Origin of the sequence: Streptomyces sp. NPDC096193, from assembly GCF_040302905.1 — a bacterium.
Lineage (GTDB): Bacteria > Actinomycetota > Actinomycetes > Streptomycetales > Streptomycetaceae > Streptomyces.
On the sequence record NZ_JBEOSJ010000002.1, the window covers coordinates 106,763 to 120,703 of the forward strand.

General features: G+C 69.8%; 10 protein-coding genes. 8 read left to right on the plus strand and 2 right to left on the minus strand.

The window, feature by feature from the left end; genetic code table 11:
- The first annotated feature begins 66 nt into the window (after window positions 1-66).
- From ABTX78_RS03210 to ABTX78_RS03230, 5 genes are all read left to right on the plus strand, one after another.
- Window positions 67-1,077, plus strand: a complete 1,011-nt coding sequence (locus tag ABTX78_RS03210) for a LacI family DNA-binding transcriptional regulator (protein ID WP_352205102.1) — start codon at window positions 67-69, stop codon at window positions 1,075-1,077.
- A 134-nt stretch (window positions 1,078-1,211) separates the two neighbouring features.
- Window positions 1,212-2,624 (plus strand): extracellular solute-binding protein, encoded by a 1,413-nt coding sequence (locus ABTX78_RS03215; RefSeq protein WP_352205103.1) that lies wholly within the window; start codon window positions 1,212-1,214, stop codon window positions 2,622-2,624.
- A gap of 3 nt (window positions 2,625-2,627) precedes the next feature.
- Window positions 2,628-3,584 carry a carbohydrate ABC transporter permease gene (locus ABTX78_RS03220; protein ID WP_352205104.1) on the plus strand — a complete coding sequence of 319 codons (957 nt, stop codon included), beginning with the start codon at window positions 2,628-2,630 and terminating at the stop codon, window positions 3,582-3,584.
- 14 nt (window positions 3,585-3,598) lie between these two features.
- On the plus strand, window positions 3,599-4,474 hold the full coding sequence (locus ABTX78_RS03225) for a carbohydrate ABC transporter permease (RefSeq protein WP_352205105.1): 876 nt from the start codon (window positions 3,599-3,601) through the stop codon (window positions 4,472-4,474).
- Window positions 4,475-4,581: 107 nt separating this feature from the next.
- Window positions 4,582-6,183, plus strand: coding sequence for a glycoside hydrolase family 13 protein (locus tag ABTX78_RS03230; protein WP_352205106.1), 1,602 nt, complete (start codon window positions 4,582-4,584; stop codon window positions 6,181-6,183).
- Window positions 6,184-6,300: 117 nt separating this feature from the next.
- Here ABTX78_RS03230 and ABTX78_RS03235 read toward each other — a convergent pair whose 3' ends face one another.
- The gene (locus ABTX78_RS03235) at window positions 6,301-7,536 is read right to left on the minus strand and encodes a citrate/2-methylcitrate synthase (protein ID WP_352205107.1); all 1,236 of its coding nucleotides are present in this window, start codon (window positions 7,534-7,536) and stop codon (window positions 6,301-6,303) included.
- Between the two features lie 97 nt (window positions 7,537-7,633).
- Between ABTX78_RS03235 and ABTX78_RS03240 the strand changes: the two genes are divergently transcribed.
- Window positions 7,634-8,782: a citrate synthase/methylcitrate synthase gene (locus ABTX78_RS03240; protein ID WP_352205108.1), complete on the plus strand. Its 1,149-nt coding sequence runs from the start codon at window positions 7,634-7,636 to the stop codon at window positions 8,780-8,782.
- A 52-nt stretch (window positions 8,783-8,834) separates the two neighbouring features.
- Entirely contained in the window at window positions 8,835-9,944 is a 1,110-nt protein-coding gene (locus tag ABTX78_RS03245; protein ID WP_352205109.1) for a CobW family GTP-binding protein, read from the plus strand.
- 37 nt (window positions 9,945-9,981) lie between these two features.
- On the opposite strand, the gene ABTX78_RS03250 is transcribed toward ABTX78_RS03245, so the two are convergent.
- Window positions 9,982-12,432 (minus strand): DNA gyrase/topoisomerase IV subunit A, encoded by a 2,451-nt coding sequence (locus tag ABTX78_RS03250; protein WP_352205110.1) that lies wholly within the window; start codon window positions 12,430-12,432, stop codon window positions 9,982-9,984.
- A gap of 164 nt (window positions 12,433-12,596) precedes the next feature.
- Here ABTX78_RS03250 and ABTX78_RS03255 point away from each other — a divergent pair, with 164 nt between their 5' ends.
- Window positions 12,597-13,940 (plus strand): M16 family metallopeptidase, encoded by a 1,344-nt coding sequence (locus ABTX78_RS03255; protein ID WP_352205490.1) that lies wholly within the window; start codon window positions 12,597-12,599, stop codon window positions 13,938-13,940.
- Window position 13,941: the final 1 nt, after the last annotated feature.

Genomic DNA, 13,941 nt, shown 5'->3' on the forward strand with positions numbered 1-13,941 from the left:
ATCGGCTACTGATCCACACGCGGACTAGCGCAAGCCGCTTGCATGGCTTGCGCTAGTCTTGCGTGCATGACGCGACGACTTGCTCAGGTGGCGAAGAAGGTAGGGGTCAGTGAGGCCACGGTCAGCCGGGTGCTCAACGGCAAGCCGGGGGTCTCCGAGGCCACGCGCCAGTCCGTCCTGACCGCGCTGGACGTCCTCGGCTACGAGCGCCCCACCCAGCTGCGCGGCGAGCGCGCGCGCCTGGTGGGCCTCGTGCTGCCGGAGCTCCAGAACCCGATCTTCCCGGCGTTCGCCGAAGTGATCGGCGGAGCGCTTGCCCAGCAGGGCCTCACCCCCGTCCTGTGCACCCAGACGAAGGGCGGGGTCTCCGAGGCCGACTACGTCGAACTGCTGCTCCAGCAGCAGGTGTCCGGCGTGGTGTTCGCCGGCGGGCTCTTCGCCCAGGAGGACGCCCCGCACGACCACTACCGGCTGCTGGCCGAACGCCGGATCCCGGTGGTGCTCATCAACGCGGCCATCGAGAATCTCGACTTCCCCTGCATCGCGTGCGACGACGCCGTGGCGGTCGAGCAGGCCTGGCGCCACCTCGCCTCGCTCGGCCACGACCGCATCGGTCTCGTCCTCGGCCCGCTCGATCATGTGCCGTCCCGGCGCAAGCTCGCGGCGGCCCACGCGGCCGCGAAGGCGTCCGGCGGGGAGCTGGCCGACGAGCGGATCGAACGCTCCATGTTCTCGTTGGAAGGCGGGCAGGCGGCGGCCTCCAGGCTGCTCGACCGCGGTGTCACCGGCATCTTGTGCGCGAGCGATCCCCTCGCCCTCGGTGCCGTGCGCGCGGCTCGCCGGCGAGGGCTCGCCGTCCCCGGGGACATCTCCGTCGTGGGCTACGACGACTCCGCCTTCATGAACTGCACGGAGCCGCCGCTGACGACCGTGCGCCAGCCCATCGAGGCGATGGGCCGCGCCGCGGTGGAACTGCTCTGTGCGCAGATCCAGGGCGGCGAGGTCCCGCCCGGTGAGCTGCTCTTCGAGCCGGAACTGGTGGTGCGCGGCTCCACCGCAAAGGCTCCGCGCACCTGATTCAACCGACTGTCAATCATTTACGAAATCGGCGCGACATATTGCGGTCCTCTGTCGCCGGTGGTTGAGTGTGGCGCGTTCCCGCTGCTTGTCAGCCGCGGGTCATCCACGCTCAGGCCCGAAGGGGACCACCGATGAGAAGTGCTGGGTTCCGCCGTACGCGCCGTTCCGCCGCGACCGCGCTCGTCTCCGCGCTCGCCCTGACCGCGCTGGCCGCCTGCGGCACGAGCAGCAGCGGTGACAACGACGAGGGATCCGGCGGCGGTTCGTCCGATCCGTCAGCTCCCCTGGACCCGAAGACCAAGCTGACGCTGACGATCGACTGCATGCCGCCGGCCGCGAAGGCCGCGGAACTCAAGGAGTGGAAAGAGGACGTCAAGGCGTTCAACAAGACGTACCCGAACATCAGGATCGAGGGCCGGTCCACTCCCGGCCAGTGCCTGGAGCCGCCGCGGTTCACCGCGATGCTCAAGGCCAAATCCCAGCCGGACGTCTTCTACACGTACTTCACGGACCTAACGCAGGTGCTGGACAACGCCGGCGCCGAGGACATCACGGCGTACGTGACTCCGAAGACCGTCCCGGCGGTCGGGGACATCGACCCGAACGTCCTGAACTCCCTGAAGAAGGACGGAAAGCTCTACGGCCTGCCCACGAGCAACTACACCATGGGCCTGCTGATCAACCGCAAGCTCTTCCAGCAGGCCGGGCTCGACCCCGACGCCCCGCCGACGACCTGGGAAGACGTCCGCGCGGCCGCGAAGAAGATCGCCGGACTCGGCAACGGCACCGCCGGGTTCGGGGAGTACAGCGCCGGCAACACCGGCGGCTGGCACTTCACCGCCCATATGTACGGCCTCGGCGGGAACATCGTGGACGAGAGTGGCAAGAAGGCCGCCTTCAACGACGCGACCGGCAAGCAGGTCGTCGAGAACCTCAAGGCGATGCGCTGGCAGGACGAGAGCATGGGCAAGACCCAGCTGCTCAAGTGGGGCGACCTGCAGAAGCAGATAGCCAGCGACAAGCTCGGCATGTTCCTCGCCGCCCCCGACGACATCGCGTACATGGTCCAGCAACTCGGCGCCAAGTACGAGAACTTCGGCATGGGCCCGATCCCCGGCCAGAAGGCCACCCTCTACGGCGGCAACAACTACATGGTCAAGAAGGGCAGCTCGCCCGACAAGATCAAGGCCGCCGTCGCCTGGCTCAACTTCAAGAACCTCACGGTCGGCAAGGGCCAGTTCGACTGGGCCCGTAGCAAGGCCGACGGTCTGCCTGTCGGTGTGCCGCAGCCCAACTTCTGGCTGGGCGCCAGCAAGGCGAAGGACGACGCGGCGCGCGCGGCCAACGCCACCATGCCGGTCGAGAACTTCAAGCCCTTCATGGACAACCCGGTGCAGGGCAAGGCCGAGCCGCCCAAGGCCCAGGAGATCTACAAGGTCCTCGACAACGTGATGTCGGGCGTCCTGACCAACAAGAACGCGGACGCGGGCAAGTTGCTGGCCACCGCCGAGTCGCAGGTCAACCAGATCCTGGCGAACCAGTAGCCGATGTCGGCCCCCACTCTCATCCCACGCAAGGCCGCACCGCGTCCCGGCCGCGACGGCGGGCCCCGTACGAACGCATCGAGGGAGGCGTTCGTACGGGCCCTGCGCCGCAACCTGTCGGCGCACGGCTTTCTGATCGGCGCTGTCGTCTGCTTCTCGTTCTTCTCCTGGTATCCCATGGTCAGGGAGTTCATCCTGGCCTTCCAGAAGACCGAGAACGGACAGACGACCTGGGCCGGCTGGTCCAACCTGACCACCGTCTTCAACGACCCGGCGTTCTGGCAGGCCTGGCGCAACACGCTCCTGTTCACGGGGCTCGCGCTGGTCTTCGGATTCATCGTGCCGTTCGTCGTCGCCCTGGTCCTCAACGAGTTCCGGCACGGCCAGGGGTTCCTGCGCCTGCTCGTCTACCTGCCCGTGATGCTGCCGCCGGTCGCCTCGGTCCTGCTGTTCAAGTACCTCTACGACCCGGGCTACGGACTGCTGAACAGGCTGCTGGAGCTCGCGCACCTTCCCCAGCAGCAATGGCTCCAGGACCCCGACACCGCGATGCTCTCCGTGGTCATCGCCGCCACCTGGATGAACATGGGCGGCGCCACCCTCATCTACCTCGCCGCACTCCAGGGCGTCCCGGGTGAGCTCTACGAGGCGGCCGAGCTGGACGGCGCCGGCCTGCTGCGCAAGATCTGGTACGTCACCATCCCGCAGACCCGGCTCATCCTCTCGCTGATGCTGCTGATGCAGATCATCGCGACGATGCAGGTCTTCACGGAGCCGTTCCTGCTCACCGGCGGCGCCGGCCCCGAGGGCTCGACCACGACGGTCGTCTATCTGATCTACCAGTACGCCTTCAACTTCAACAACTACGGCAGCGCGGCCGCGCTCGGCCTGGTCCTGCTCGTACTGCTCGCGGGGTTCTCCGCGGCGTACGTCCGGCTCAGCCGCGCCGAGGACGAGTAGGCGGGAAGACGGCCATGACCACACGCACACTCATCTCACCGGCCCAACTCGCCAGGCCCCGTGGCAGACTGCTCTACTGGACCGCCTTCGTCCTGGTGATGATCCTGTTCACGCTGGTCTTCCTCGGACCGCTCTACTGGATGGTCTCCGGCGGGCTCAAGACCACCCAGGAAGTCGTCCAGTCGCCGCCCACGTTGGTCCCGGGCTCGGTGAACCCGGAGAACTACTCCCGGGCCTGGGAGGTGATGGACCTCTCCCGGCTGCTGTTCAACACCCTGTACTACGCCTTCGGGGCGCTCGCGTTCCAGCTGGTCTTCGACGTCGCCGCGGCCTACTCGCTCTCCCGGCTGCGGCCGGTATTCGGCAAGGCCATCCTCGCGATGATGCTGGTGACGCTGATGATCCCGGCCACCGTCCTCGTCGTACCGCAGTACCTCACCGTGCTGGACGTCCCGATCATCGAGCGCAATCTGCTCAACTCGCCCTGGGCGATCTGGCTTCCTTCGGTCACCAACGCCTTCAACATCTTCCTGCTCAAGCGGTTCTTCGACTCGATCCCGCACGAGCTGCTCGACGCGGCCGCCATCGACGGTGCGTCCCGGTTCAGAACCCTGTGGTCGGTGGTGCTGCCGATCTCGCGGCCCATTCTGGGCGTCGTGTCGATCTTCGCGGTCGTCGGCGTCTGGAAGGACTTCCTCTGGCCGATGCTCACCCTGCCCGACCCGACCAAACAGACGCTCAACGTCGGTATCTACTCCCTCTCCCACGGCGTGCCGGAGAACGTGCTGATCGCCGCGCTCACGATCGCCTCGATCCCCACGCTCCTGATCTTCCTCGCCTTCCAGCGCAACATCATGAGCGGTCTCACCGCGGGCGGACTCAAGGGCTGACCCCGGCCCGCACCGCCTGTTCCCCTCGAGCCTCCGCCGCCGGCCTTGCCCTGGCGCCCCGCTGTCCGGGCCGGCGGCGGAGTCCCACCTGCCCGAAAGGACCTCACGTGGCAGCCCCTCTGGATCACACGGACGACTGGTGGCGCGCCGCCGCCATCTATCAGGTGTACGTACGCAGCTTCGCCGACGGTGACGGCGACGGCACCGGTGATCTCGCCGGGGTGCGGGCCCGGCTGCCCTACCTCGCCGAACTCGGCATCGACGCCATCTGGTTCAACCCCTGGTACCTCTCCCCGATGGCGGACGGCGGTTACGACGTCGCCGACTACCGCTCCATCGACCCGGCTTTCGGCACTCTGGCGGAGGCCGAGAAGCTCATCAGCGAGGCACGCGGACTGGGCATCCGCACCATCGTCGACATCGTCCCCAATCATCTGTCGGACCAGCACGCCTGGTTCCGGGCCGCCGTCGCGGCGGGGCCCGGCAGCGCGGAGCGCGAGCTGTTCCACTTCCGCCCGGGCCGCGGCGAGAACGGTGAACTGCCGCCCAACAACTGGCCGTCGCAGTTCTCGGGGGAGACCTGGACCAGGGTTGCGGACGGCGAGTGGTATCTGCACCTGTTCACGCCGCAGCAGCCGGATCTCAACTGGAGTCACCCGGTTGTCCGCCAGGAGCACGAGGACGTCCTGCGCTTCTGGTTCGAGCGGGGAGCCGCCGGCGTACGCATCGACTCGGCGGCCCTGTGCGCCAAGGACCCCGACCTGCCGGACGCCGCCGAGGACGACACCACCCCCTACGTCGACCGCGACGAACTGCACGACATCTACCGCTCCTGGCGGGCCGTCGCCGACGAGTACAACGGTGTCCTCATCGGCGAACTGTGGGTGCCCGATCCGGACCGGTTCTCGCGCTATCTGCGCCCCGACGAGCTGCACACCGCCTTCAACTTCGACTTCCTCGCCCGGCCCTGGGACGCGGCGGAGCTGCGTGCCTCCATCGACACGACACTGGCCTTCCACGCCCCGGTGGGCGCGCCCGCCACCTGGGTGCTCTGCAACCACGACGTCACCCGCACGGTCACCCGCTACGGACGGGCCGAGGACACCGGCTTCGACTTCGCGAAGAAGCGCTTCGGCACACCGTCCGACCTCGTGACCGGAACCCGGCGGGCACGCGCCGCCGCCCTGCTCTCCCTCGCGCTGCCCGGCAGCGTCTACCTGTTCCAGGGCGAGGAACTGGGCCTCCCCGAGGCGGACATACCGCTGGACCGCATCCAGGACCCGATGCATTTCCGCTCGCTCGGGGTGGACCCCGGACGGGACGGCTGCCGGGTGCCCCTGCCGTGGCGTGCGGACGCCCCGCACTTCGGCTTCGGTTCCGAGCAGGAGCCGTGGCTGCCGCAGCCCGCGGACTGGACGGCCTACGCGGCCGACCTGCAGGCCGCGAGGGAGGACTCCATGCTCGTCCTCTATCGCGAAGCCCTGCGCCTCCGCCGCACCGAGGAGGGCTTCGGCGACGGTCCCCTGAACTGGCTGCCGACCGCCCCGGACGTCCTCGCCTTCGTCAGGACCGGCGGCCTGATCTGCGTCGTCAACTTCTCCCAAGAGCCCGTCAAACTCCCCGGCCACACCGGCATCCTGCTGACGAGCGGCCCCCTGGACGGCGACGGGAGGCTCCCGCAGGACACGGCGGCCTGGCTACGGTCCTGACCCGCGGCCGGAGCCGCCGGCCCCTTTCCCCGGGCCCCTCAGGAGGCCCCAGGAGGCCCCAGGACCTACCGTTCCCGACGGACGCGCGCCCCCGACGCCCGGGCCCTTCCCGCCTGTTCACGGCGCGGGCCTGGGCGGGCGGGGGCCGCTGTAGTGACCGCTCGGCCGCATCCGCAGTGGCTGCTCCTCGTACTCCTCCAGCGCATGCGCGATCCAGCCGGCCGTACGCGCCACGGCGAACACGGTCTCGCCCGCCTCGGCCGGCATCCCCGACGACAGCGACAGCACGGCGAGCGCCATGTCCACATTGGCGTGAAGCTCCACATGGCGGGCCGTCGTCGACTCCACCTCGCGAGCCGCCCGCAGCGCCGGGCGGGCCGCGGGGATCTGCTCCAGTGCGCCGAACAGGGCCTCGGCGCGCGGGTCCTGGGCCGGATAGAGACGGTGCCCGAGCCCAGGCACCCGGCGTCCCGCCCGCAGATGGTCGGCGACGACCGGTGCCGCCCCGCCCCGTTCGAGGACGTCGGCGAGCATCCGGTGGGCGAGCCCACTGGCGGCCCCGTGCAGCGGCCCGTCCAGGGCGCCGAGCCCGGCGGACACGACGGCGTACGGATGGGCGCGCGCGGAGGCGGCGACCCGCACCGCGAGGGTGGACGCGGCCAAGTCGTGGTCAATGAGCAACGAAAGCGCCATGTCCAGGGCGCGCAGAAACGCCTCGTCGGGGCGGGTCGTGGTGAGCCGTGACCACAGCCGCCAGGCCAGCCGGCCCTCTCCCCGGTGCGGCTCACCGACCGAGGGCAGCGCGTCGACCAGGACGGGGATCAGGGAGCGGGCGCTGCCGAGGACGGCGTCACGGCCGAGGTCGAAACGGAGTGGATCGGCGACGGCCGCGGCGATCGCCGCCACCCGCAGCCGGTCCGTCGACCCGCTGTGCACGGGCAGCGCCTCGACCGCGCGGCGGGCGGCGGCCAGCGGTTCGGGAGGGGAGGTGAAGCGGATGCCCCTGTGCAGCGTGCCGGTCCAGAGCCAGTCGGCGATCTCCTCGTAGGAGTGGCTGCGGGCCAGCTCGGTGGCGTCCACCCCGCGGAAGTAGTAGCGGTCCTTGTCGATCAGCGTGATGCCCGTGCGGATCCGCTGGGTGACGTCACTGCCGGCCGAGGGCTCCCGCCGCCCCTTGCGGACGAGCGCGTCGACCTCCTTGGCGTCGAAGGTGCTGCCCCGGCCGGTGGGGTCGCGGCGGCTGGAGAGCTGTCCGCGGCTGACGTACGCGTACACCGTCTCGGGCTTCACACCGAGTCGCTCGGCCGCCTCGCGCGTGGTGATCCGGTCCGTCTCCGGTGCGTTCTCCGTCATGGGGGACACCGTACACAAGCAGTACACATATTGATGCGATCAATATTGACAGTGATGTAATCAAGCATGGACAGTCGAATCAATTCGAGGAGCTGTGATGCAGATGGACAGGCAGTTGGACGTACCGCGCGGACTCGCCGGGGTCGTGGTCACCGACACCGCACTGGGAGACGTCAGAGGGCGAGAGGGCTTCTACCACTACCGCCAGTACTCGGCCGTCGAGCTCGCGCAGAGCACCGGGTTCGAGGACGTCTGGCATCTGATGTTCTACGGGGAGCTCCCGGACGCCGACCGGCGGCGGGCCTTCCTCGCCGAGACGGCGGCCCTGCGCCGGCTGCCCGACGACGTACGGGCGGCGCTGCCGGCGATCGCCCGCTCCAGCGCTCCGTCCGGCCCGCTCGCCGGGCTGCGGACGGCCCTCTCGCTGCTGGGTGCCGCCTCCGGGTTGCGGCCGGTCTACGACCTCGACACCGAGTCGCGCCGCCGGGACGCGCTGACCGCGTGCGCCGCCGTGCCGACGCTGCTCACGGCGCTGCACCGGCTGGGCCGGGGACTCGAACCGGTCGAACCGCGCGAGGACCTGCCGTTCGCGGCCAACTACCTCTACATGCTGACCGGTTCGGAGCCGGAACCCGCCCGGGCCAGGGCGATCGAGCAGTACCTCATCTCCACCGTCGACCACGGCTTCAACGCCTCCACCTTCACCGCCCGGGTCATCGCGTCCACCGGCGCGGACCTCGCGGCCTGCCTGGTCGGCGCGACGGGCGCGCTCTCGGGCCCTCTGCACGGCGGCGCCCCGAGCCGGGCCCTGGACACCCTCGACGCCATCGGCACCCCGGACCGCATCGACCCCTGGATCCGCGAACGGGTCCTCGCGGGCGAACGCATCATGGGTTTCGGCCATCCCGTCTACCGCACCGAGGACCCGCGCTCACGCATGCTGCGGGGCATCGCGGAGAGCTTCGGCGGCCCGCTGGTGGAGTTCGCGGTCCAGGTGGAGGCACAGGTCGAGGCGATCCTGGCGGAACTGAAGCCCGGCCGGGAGCTGCACACGAACGTGGAGTTCTACGCGGGCGTGGTCATGGAGCTGTGCGGTCTGCCCAGGGAGATGTTCACGCCGACGTTCTGCGCGGCGAGGGTGGTGGGCTGGAGCGCGAACATTCTGGAACAGTCGGAGGACTCCAAGATCATCCGCCCGGCGGCGAGGTATGTCGGGCCGCCGCCGGTGCTGCGGCAGGCGTCCTGAAGCGCGGTGCGCGGCCCGGAGTTGTCGGCCGCGTCCACTACGCTCGAGCCCCATGACCAGCAAACCCGTGCCCGTCATCGTCCTCGCGGGCTTCCTGGGATCCGGCAAGACCACCCTGCTCAACCACCTTCTCCGCGCGAGCCGTGGCACCCGTATCGGCGTCGTCGTCAACGACTTCGGGGCCATCGAGATCGACGCCATGACCGTGGCCGGGCAGCTCGGGGACTCCACCGTGTCCCTCGGGAACGGGTGTCTGTGCTGCGCTGTCGACGCGAGCGAACTCGACGTCTTCCTGGACCGGCTCACCCGCCCCGACGCGCGTCTCGACGTCATCGTCATCGAGGCGAGCGGGCTCGCCGAGCCACAGGAACTCGTGCGGATGGTGCTCGCCGGCGAGAACGAGCGCGTCATGTACGGCGGGCTCGTCGAGGTCGTCGACGCGGCCGAGTTCGACGCCACCCTGGAGCGGCACCCCGAGATCGCCCGGCACCTCGGCATCGCCGACCTCATTGTGCTCAACAAGGCTGACCGGGTCGGGGACGCGGCGGGGGAGCGGCTGCGGGAGCGGATCCGCGGGCTCGGCCGTGGGGCGCTGGTCAGTGCGACGTACGGGCGGATCGACCCGGAGCTGCTCTTCGAGTGCCGGCCCCGGGGCGAGCGCGTCGGCCAGCTCTCGTTCGAGGACCTGCGGGAAGAGGACGAGGACGCGGCCGGCGCCGGGGACGGGGACCGGGGCGACGGGTGCGAGGTCGGCGACGGCCACCGTCATGGGCGTGCGCACGGCGACCATCTGCACGCCGCCTACGAGAGCGTCTCCTTCACCGCGGACGAGCCGCTGCACCCGCGCCGGCTGCTGGACTTCCTCGACTCGCGGCCCGAAGGCCTGTACCGCATCAAGGGATTTGTCGACTTCGGCGCCCTCGATCCGCGCAATCGCTACGCCGTCCACGCCGTCGGCCGGTTCCTCCGGTTCCACCCGGAGCCCTGGCCGGCAGGCGAGCGGCGGCAGAGCGGGATCGTCCTGATCGGCTCGGGCATCGACACCGCGGCCCTGCGCAAGGAGCTCGACGCCCTCCCCGTGGCCGGACCGCAGGACGCCCCTGACGAACACACCCTGTGGGGCGTCCTGCGCTTCGTACCGGACGGGCCGGAGGGCTCGTAGAGCCCGCCGACCTGTCCATTCGGATCCAGCGCCTCGATCAGCTCGACGGGCCGGCCAGCACCGCCACCTGCGACGGCGGCGGGGTGCCCGAGCCGTCCCGGCGCGGGTCCAGGTCCGGGAGCCGCGCCGGGGTGCCGTTCGGCTGGGCCGCCCGGACCGGGTTCGCGCCCGCCCAGGCCAGCAGCAGGACGTCCTCACCCTTGAGGAAGCGCTGGCAGCGCACGCCACCGGTCGCCCGCCCCTTGCGCGGGTACTGGTCGAACGGCGTCATCTTCACCGTCGTGATGGAGTCGTCCAGCGCGCCGGTCGAGCCCGCGGCCGTGAACACCACCGCCTCCGCGGCCGGGTCCACCGCGGTGAACGAGATCACCTGTGCGCCGTCCGCGAGCTTGATGCCGGCCATGCCGCCCGCCGCCCGGCCCTGCGGCCGTACCTGCGAGGCCTGATAGCGCAGCAGCTGTGCGTCGGAGGCGATGAACACCAGGTCCTCCTCGCCGGTCCGCAGCTCGACACCGCCGACGATCCGGTCGCCCTCCCTGAGGGTGATGACCTCCAGCTCGTCCTTGTTCGCCGGATAGTCGGGCACCACCCGCTTGACGACACCCTGGAGGGTGCCGAGCGCGAGGCCCGGGGACGACTCGTCGAGCGTGGTCAGGCAGATCACCGTCTCGTCCGTCTCCAGCGAGAGGAACTCCGAGAGCGGCGCACCTCCCGACAGATTCGGCGCGGACGCGGTGTGCGGCAGCTGCGGCAGGTCGATCACCGAGATCCGCAGCAGCCGGCCCGTCGACGTCACCGCTCCCACATCGCCTCGCGCCGTCGCGGGGACGGCGGAGACGATCACATCGTGCTTGGCGCGCTTGACCTCGTCGTCCGGGATCGGCTCGCCGGTGACGGTACGCGCCAGCAGTCCGGTCGAGGACAGCAGCACCCGGCACGGGTCGTCCGCGACCTCCAGCGCCACCGCCGCGACCGGCGTGGCACCGGACTCCAGCAGCACCGTGCGCCGGTCGGTGCCGAACTTCTTGGCCACCGCGGCCAGTTCGCCCGAGACCAGCTTCCGCAGCTCGGCGTCCGAATCCAGGATCGCCGTCAGCTCGTCGATCTCGGTGTTCAGCCGGTCGCGCTCGCTCTCCAGCTCCAGCCGGTCGAACTTGGTCAGCCGACGCAGCGGGGTGTCGAGGATGTACTGGGTCTGGATGTCGCTCAGCGAGAAGCGCTCGATCAGTCGCTGCTTCGCCTCCGCGGAATTCTCGCTGGACCGGATGAGCCGGATGACCTCGTCGATGTCGATCAGCGCGACGAGCAGGCCCTCGACCAGATGCAGCCGGTCGCGGCGCTTGGTGCGGCGGAACTCGCTGCGCCGGCGCACGACCTCGAAGCGGTGGTCGAGGTAGACCTCCAGCAGCTCCTTCAGCCCCAGCGTCAGCGGCTGGCCGTCGACCAGTGCCACGTTGTTGATGCCGAAGGACTCCTCCATCGGCGTCAGCTTGTAGAGCTGCTCCAGGACGGCCTCGGGGACGAAGCCGTTCTTGATCTCGATCACCAGACGCAGGCCGTGCGCCCGGTCGGTGAGGTCCTTGACGTCGGCGATGCCCTGGAGCTTCTTCGCGGAGACCAGGTCCTTGATCTTCGCGATCACCTTCTCCGGGCCGACCGTGAAGGGCAGTTCGGTGACGACGAGTCCCTTGCGGCGGGGCGTGACGTCCTCGATCACGGCCGTGGCACGGATCTTGAAGGTGCCGCGGCCGGACTCGTACGCGTCCTTGATGCCGGCGAGGCCCACGATCCGGCCGCCGGTCGGCAGGTCCGGCCCCGGGACGTATCGCATGAGGGTCTCGAGGTCCGCGCCCGGGTGCTTGATCAGATGGCGGGCCGCGGCGATGACCTCGCCCAGATTGTGCGGCGGCATGTTCGTCGCCATACCGACCGCGATCCCGGACGCGCCGTTGACCAGGAGGTTCGGGAAGGCCGCCGGAAGAGCGACCGGTTCCCGCTCCTGGCCGTCGTAGTTCGGCGAGAAGTCGACGGTGTCCTCGTCGATCGACTCGGTCATCAGCGACGTCGCGTCGGCCATTCGGCACTCGGTGTAACGCATCGCCGCGGGCGGGTCGTCATTACCGAGCGAACCGAAGTTTCCGTGTCCGTCGACCAGGGGCACCCGCATGGAGAAGGGCTGCGCCATCCGCACCAGGGCGTCGTAGATCGAGGCGTCGCCATGGGGGTGCAGCTTGCCCATCACCTCGCCGACGACACGTGCACACTTGACGTATCCGCGGTCGGGCCGCAGGCCCATCTCGTTCATCTGGTAGACGATGCGGCGGTGCACCGGCTTCATGCCGTCGCGGGCGTCGGGCAGGGCGCGTGAGTAGATCACGGAGTACGCGTACTCGAGGAAGGAGCCCTGCATCTCGTCGACGACGTCGATGTCGAGGATCCGCTCCTCGAAGTCGTCGGGCGGAGGGGTCTTCGTGCTGCGGCGGGCCATCGCGGCTGCTGCTCCTTCACGTACCGGATCTGGATCTGACGCGGACCATTGTGGACCGTCCCACTGACAACGCAGACCACGACCCGGGAACTTCGCCAGGTGTCAGCCCGCTTGCATACAGTGGCAGCACTCTCCATATCGCGATCGAAGGGACGTACATGCCCATGGGTCACACGGCCACAGCGCAGGCCGGCTCCGGCGGCCTGACAGCGACTGAGCATCGGCTGGCCAACGGCCTGCGCGTGGTGCTCTCCGAGGACCACCTGACCCCGGTCGCCGCGGTCTGCCTCTGGTACGACGTGGGCTCGCGCCACGAGGTCAAGGGCCGTACAGGGCTTGCTCACCTCTTCGAGCACCTGATGTTCCAGGGCTCGGGCCAGGTGAAGGGGAACGGTCACTTCGAGCTCGTGCAGGGCGCCGGCGGCTCGCTGAACGGCACCACCAGCTTCGAGCGCACCAACTATTTCGAGACGATGCCCACCCACCAGTTGGAGCTCGCGCTCTGGCTGGAGGCCGACCGTATGGGCTCCCTGCTCGCCGCCCTCGACGACGAGTCCATGGAGAACCAGCGCGACGTCGTCAAGAACGAGCGCCGTCAGCGCTACGACAATGTGCCGTACGGCACGGCGTTCGAGAAGCTGACCGCCCTCGCGTACCCCGAGGGCCACCCGTACCACCACACCCCCATCGGCTCGATGGCCGACCTCGACGCCGCGACCCTCGAGGACGCCCGCGCCTTCTTCCGCACGTACTACGCGCCGAACAACGCGGTGCTGTCGGTCGTCGGCGACATCGACCCGGAGCAGACGCTCGCCTGGATCGAGAAGTACTTCGGCTCCATCCCTTCCCACGACGGCAAGCAGCCGCCGCGCGACGGCTCCCTGCCGGAGATCATCGGTGAGCAGCTGCGCGAGGAGATCCGGGAGGAGGTTCCGGCGCGTGCGCTGATGGCCGCCTACCGGCTGCCGCACGACGGGACCCGCGAGGCCGACGCCGCCGACCTGGCGCTCACCGTCCTCGGCGGCGGCGAGTCCTCCCGGCTGCACAACCGTCTGGTGCGGCGGGACCGCACGGCCGTCGCCGCCGGGTTCGGCCTGCTGCGTCTGTCCGGCGCGCCCTCGCTCGGCTGGCTGGATGTGAAGACGTCCGGTGGGGTCGAGGTCCCGCAGATCGAGTCCGCCGTCGACGAGGAGCTCGCGCGGTTCGCCGCCGAGGGCCCGACGCCGGAGGAGATGGAGCGCGCACAGGCGCAGCTGGAACGCGAATGGCTGGACCGGCTCAGCACGGTCGCCGGCCGCGCCGACGAACTGGCCCGTTACGCCGTGCTGTTCGGCGACCCGCAGCTCGCGCTGACGGCCGTCAACCGCGTGCTGGACATCACCGCCGAGGAGGTGCAGGCGGTCGCCCAGGCCCGGCTGCGCCCCGACAACAGGGCGGTGCTGGTGTACGAACCGGTCTCCGCCGACCAGGACGACCAGAGCGACCAGGAAGAAGGGGCGGACCAGTGAG

Excerpts from the sequence above, each read along its gene's own strand:
- ABTX78_RS03210 (WP_352205102.1), top strand. The coding sequence starts at position 67 with ATGACGCGACGACTTGCTCAGGTGGCGAAGAAGGTAGGGGTCAGTGAG.
- ABTX78_RS03250 (WP_352205110.1), bottom strand. The coding sequence starts at position 12,432 with ATGGCCCGCCGCAGCACGAAGACCCCTCCGCCCGACGACTTCGAGGAG.
- ABTX78_RS03235 (WP_352205107.1), bottom strand. The coding sequence starts at position 7,536 with ATGACGGAGAACGCACCGGAGACGGACCGGATCACCACGCGCGAGGCG.
- ABTX78_RS03225 (WP_352205105.1), top strand. The coding sequence starts at position 3,599 with ATGACCACACGCACACTCATCTCACCGGCCCAACTCGCCAGGCCCCGT.
- ABTX78_RS03215 (WP_352205103.1), top strand. The coding sequence starts at position 1,212 with ATGAGAAGTGCTGGGTTCCGCCGTACGCGCCGTTCCGCCGCGACCGCG.
- ABTX78_RS03255 (WP_352205490.1), top strand. The coding sequence starts at position 12,597 with ATGGGTCACACGGCCACAGCGCAGGCCGGCTCCGGCGGCCTGACAGCG.
- ABTX78_RS03240 (WP_352205108.1), top strand. The coding sequence starts at position 7,634 with ATGCAGATGGACAGGCAGTTGGACGTACCGCGCGGACTCGCCGGGGTC.
- ABTX78_RS03245 (WP_352205109.1), top strand. The coding sequence starts at position 8,835 with ATGACCAGCAAACCCGTGCCCGTCATCGTCCTCGCGGGCTTCCTGGGA.
- ABTX78_RS03220 (WP_352205104.1), top strand. The coding sequence starts at position 2,628 with ATGTCGGCCCCCACTCTCATCCCACGCAAGGCCGCACCGCGTCCCGGC.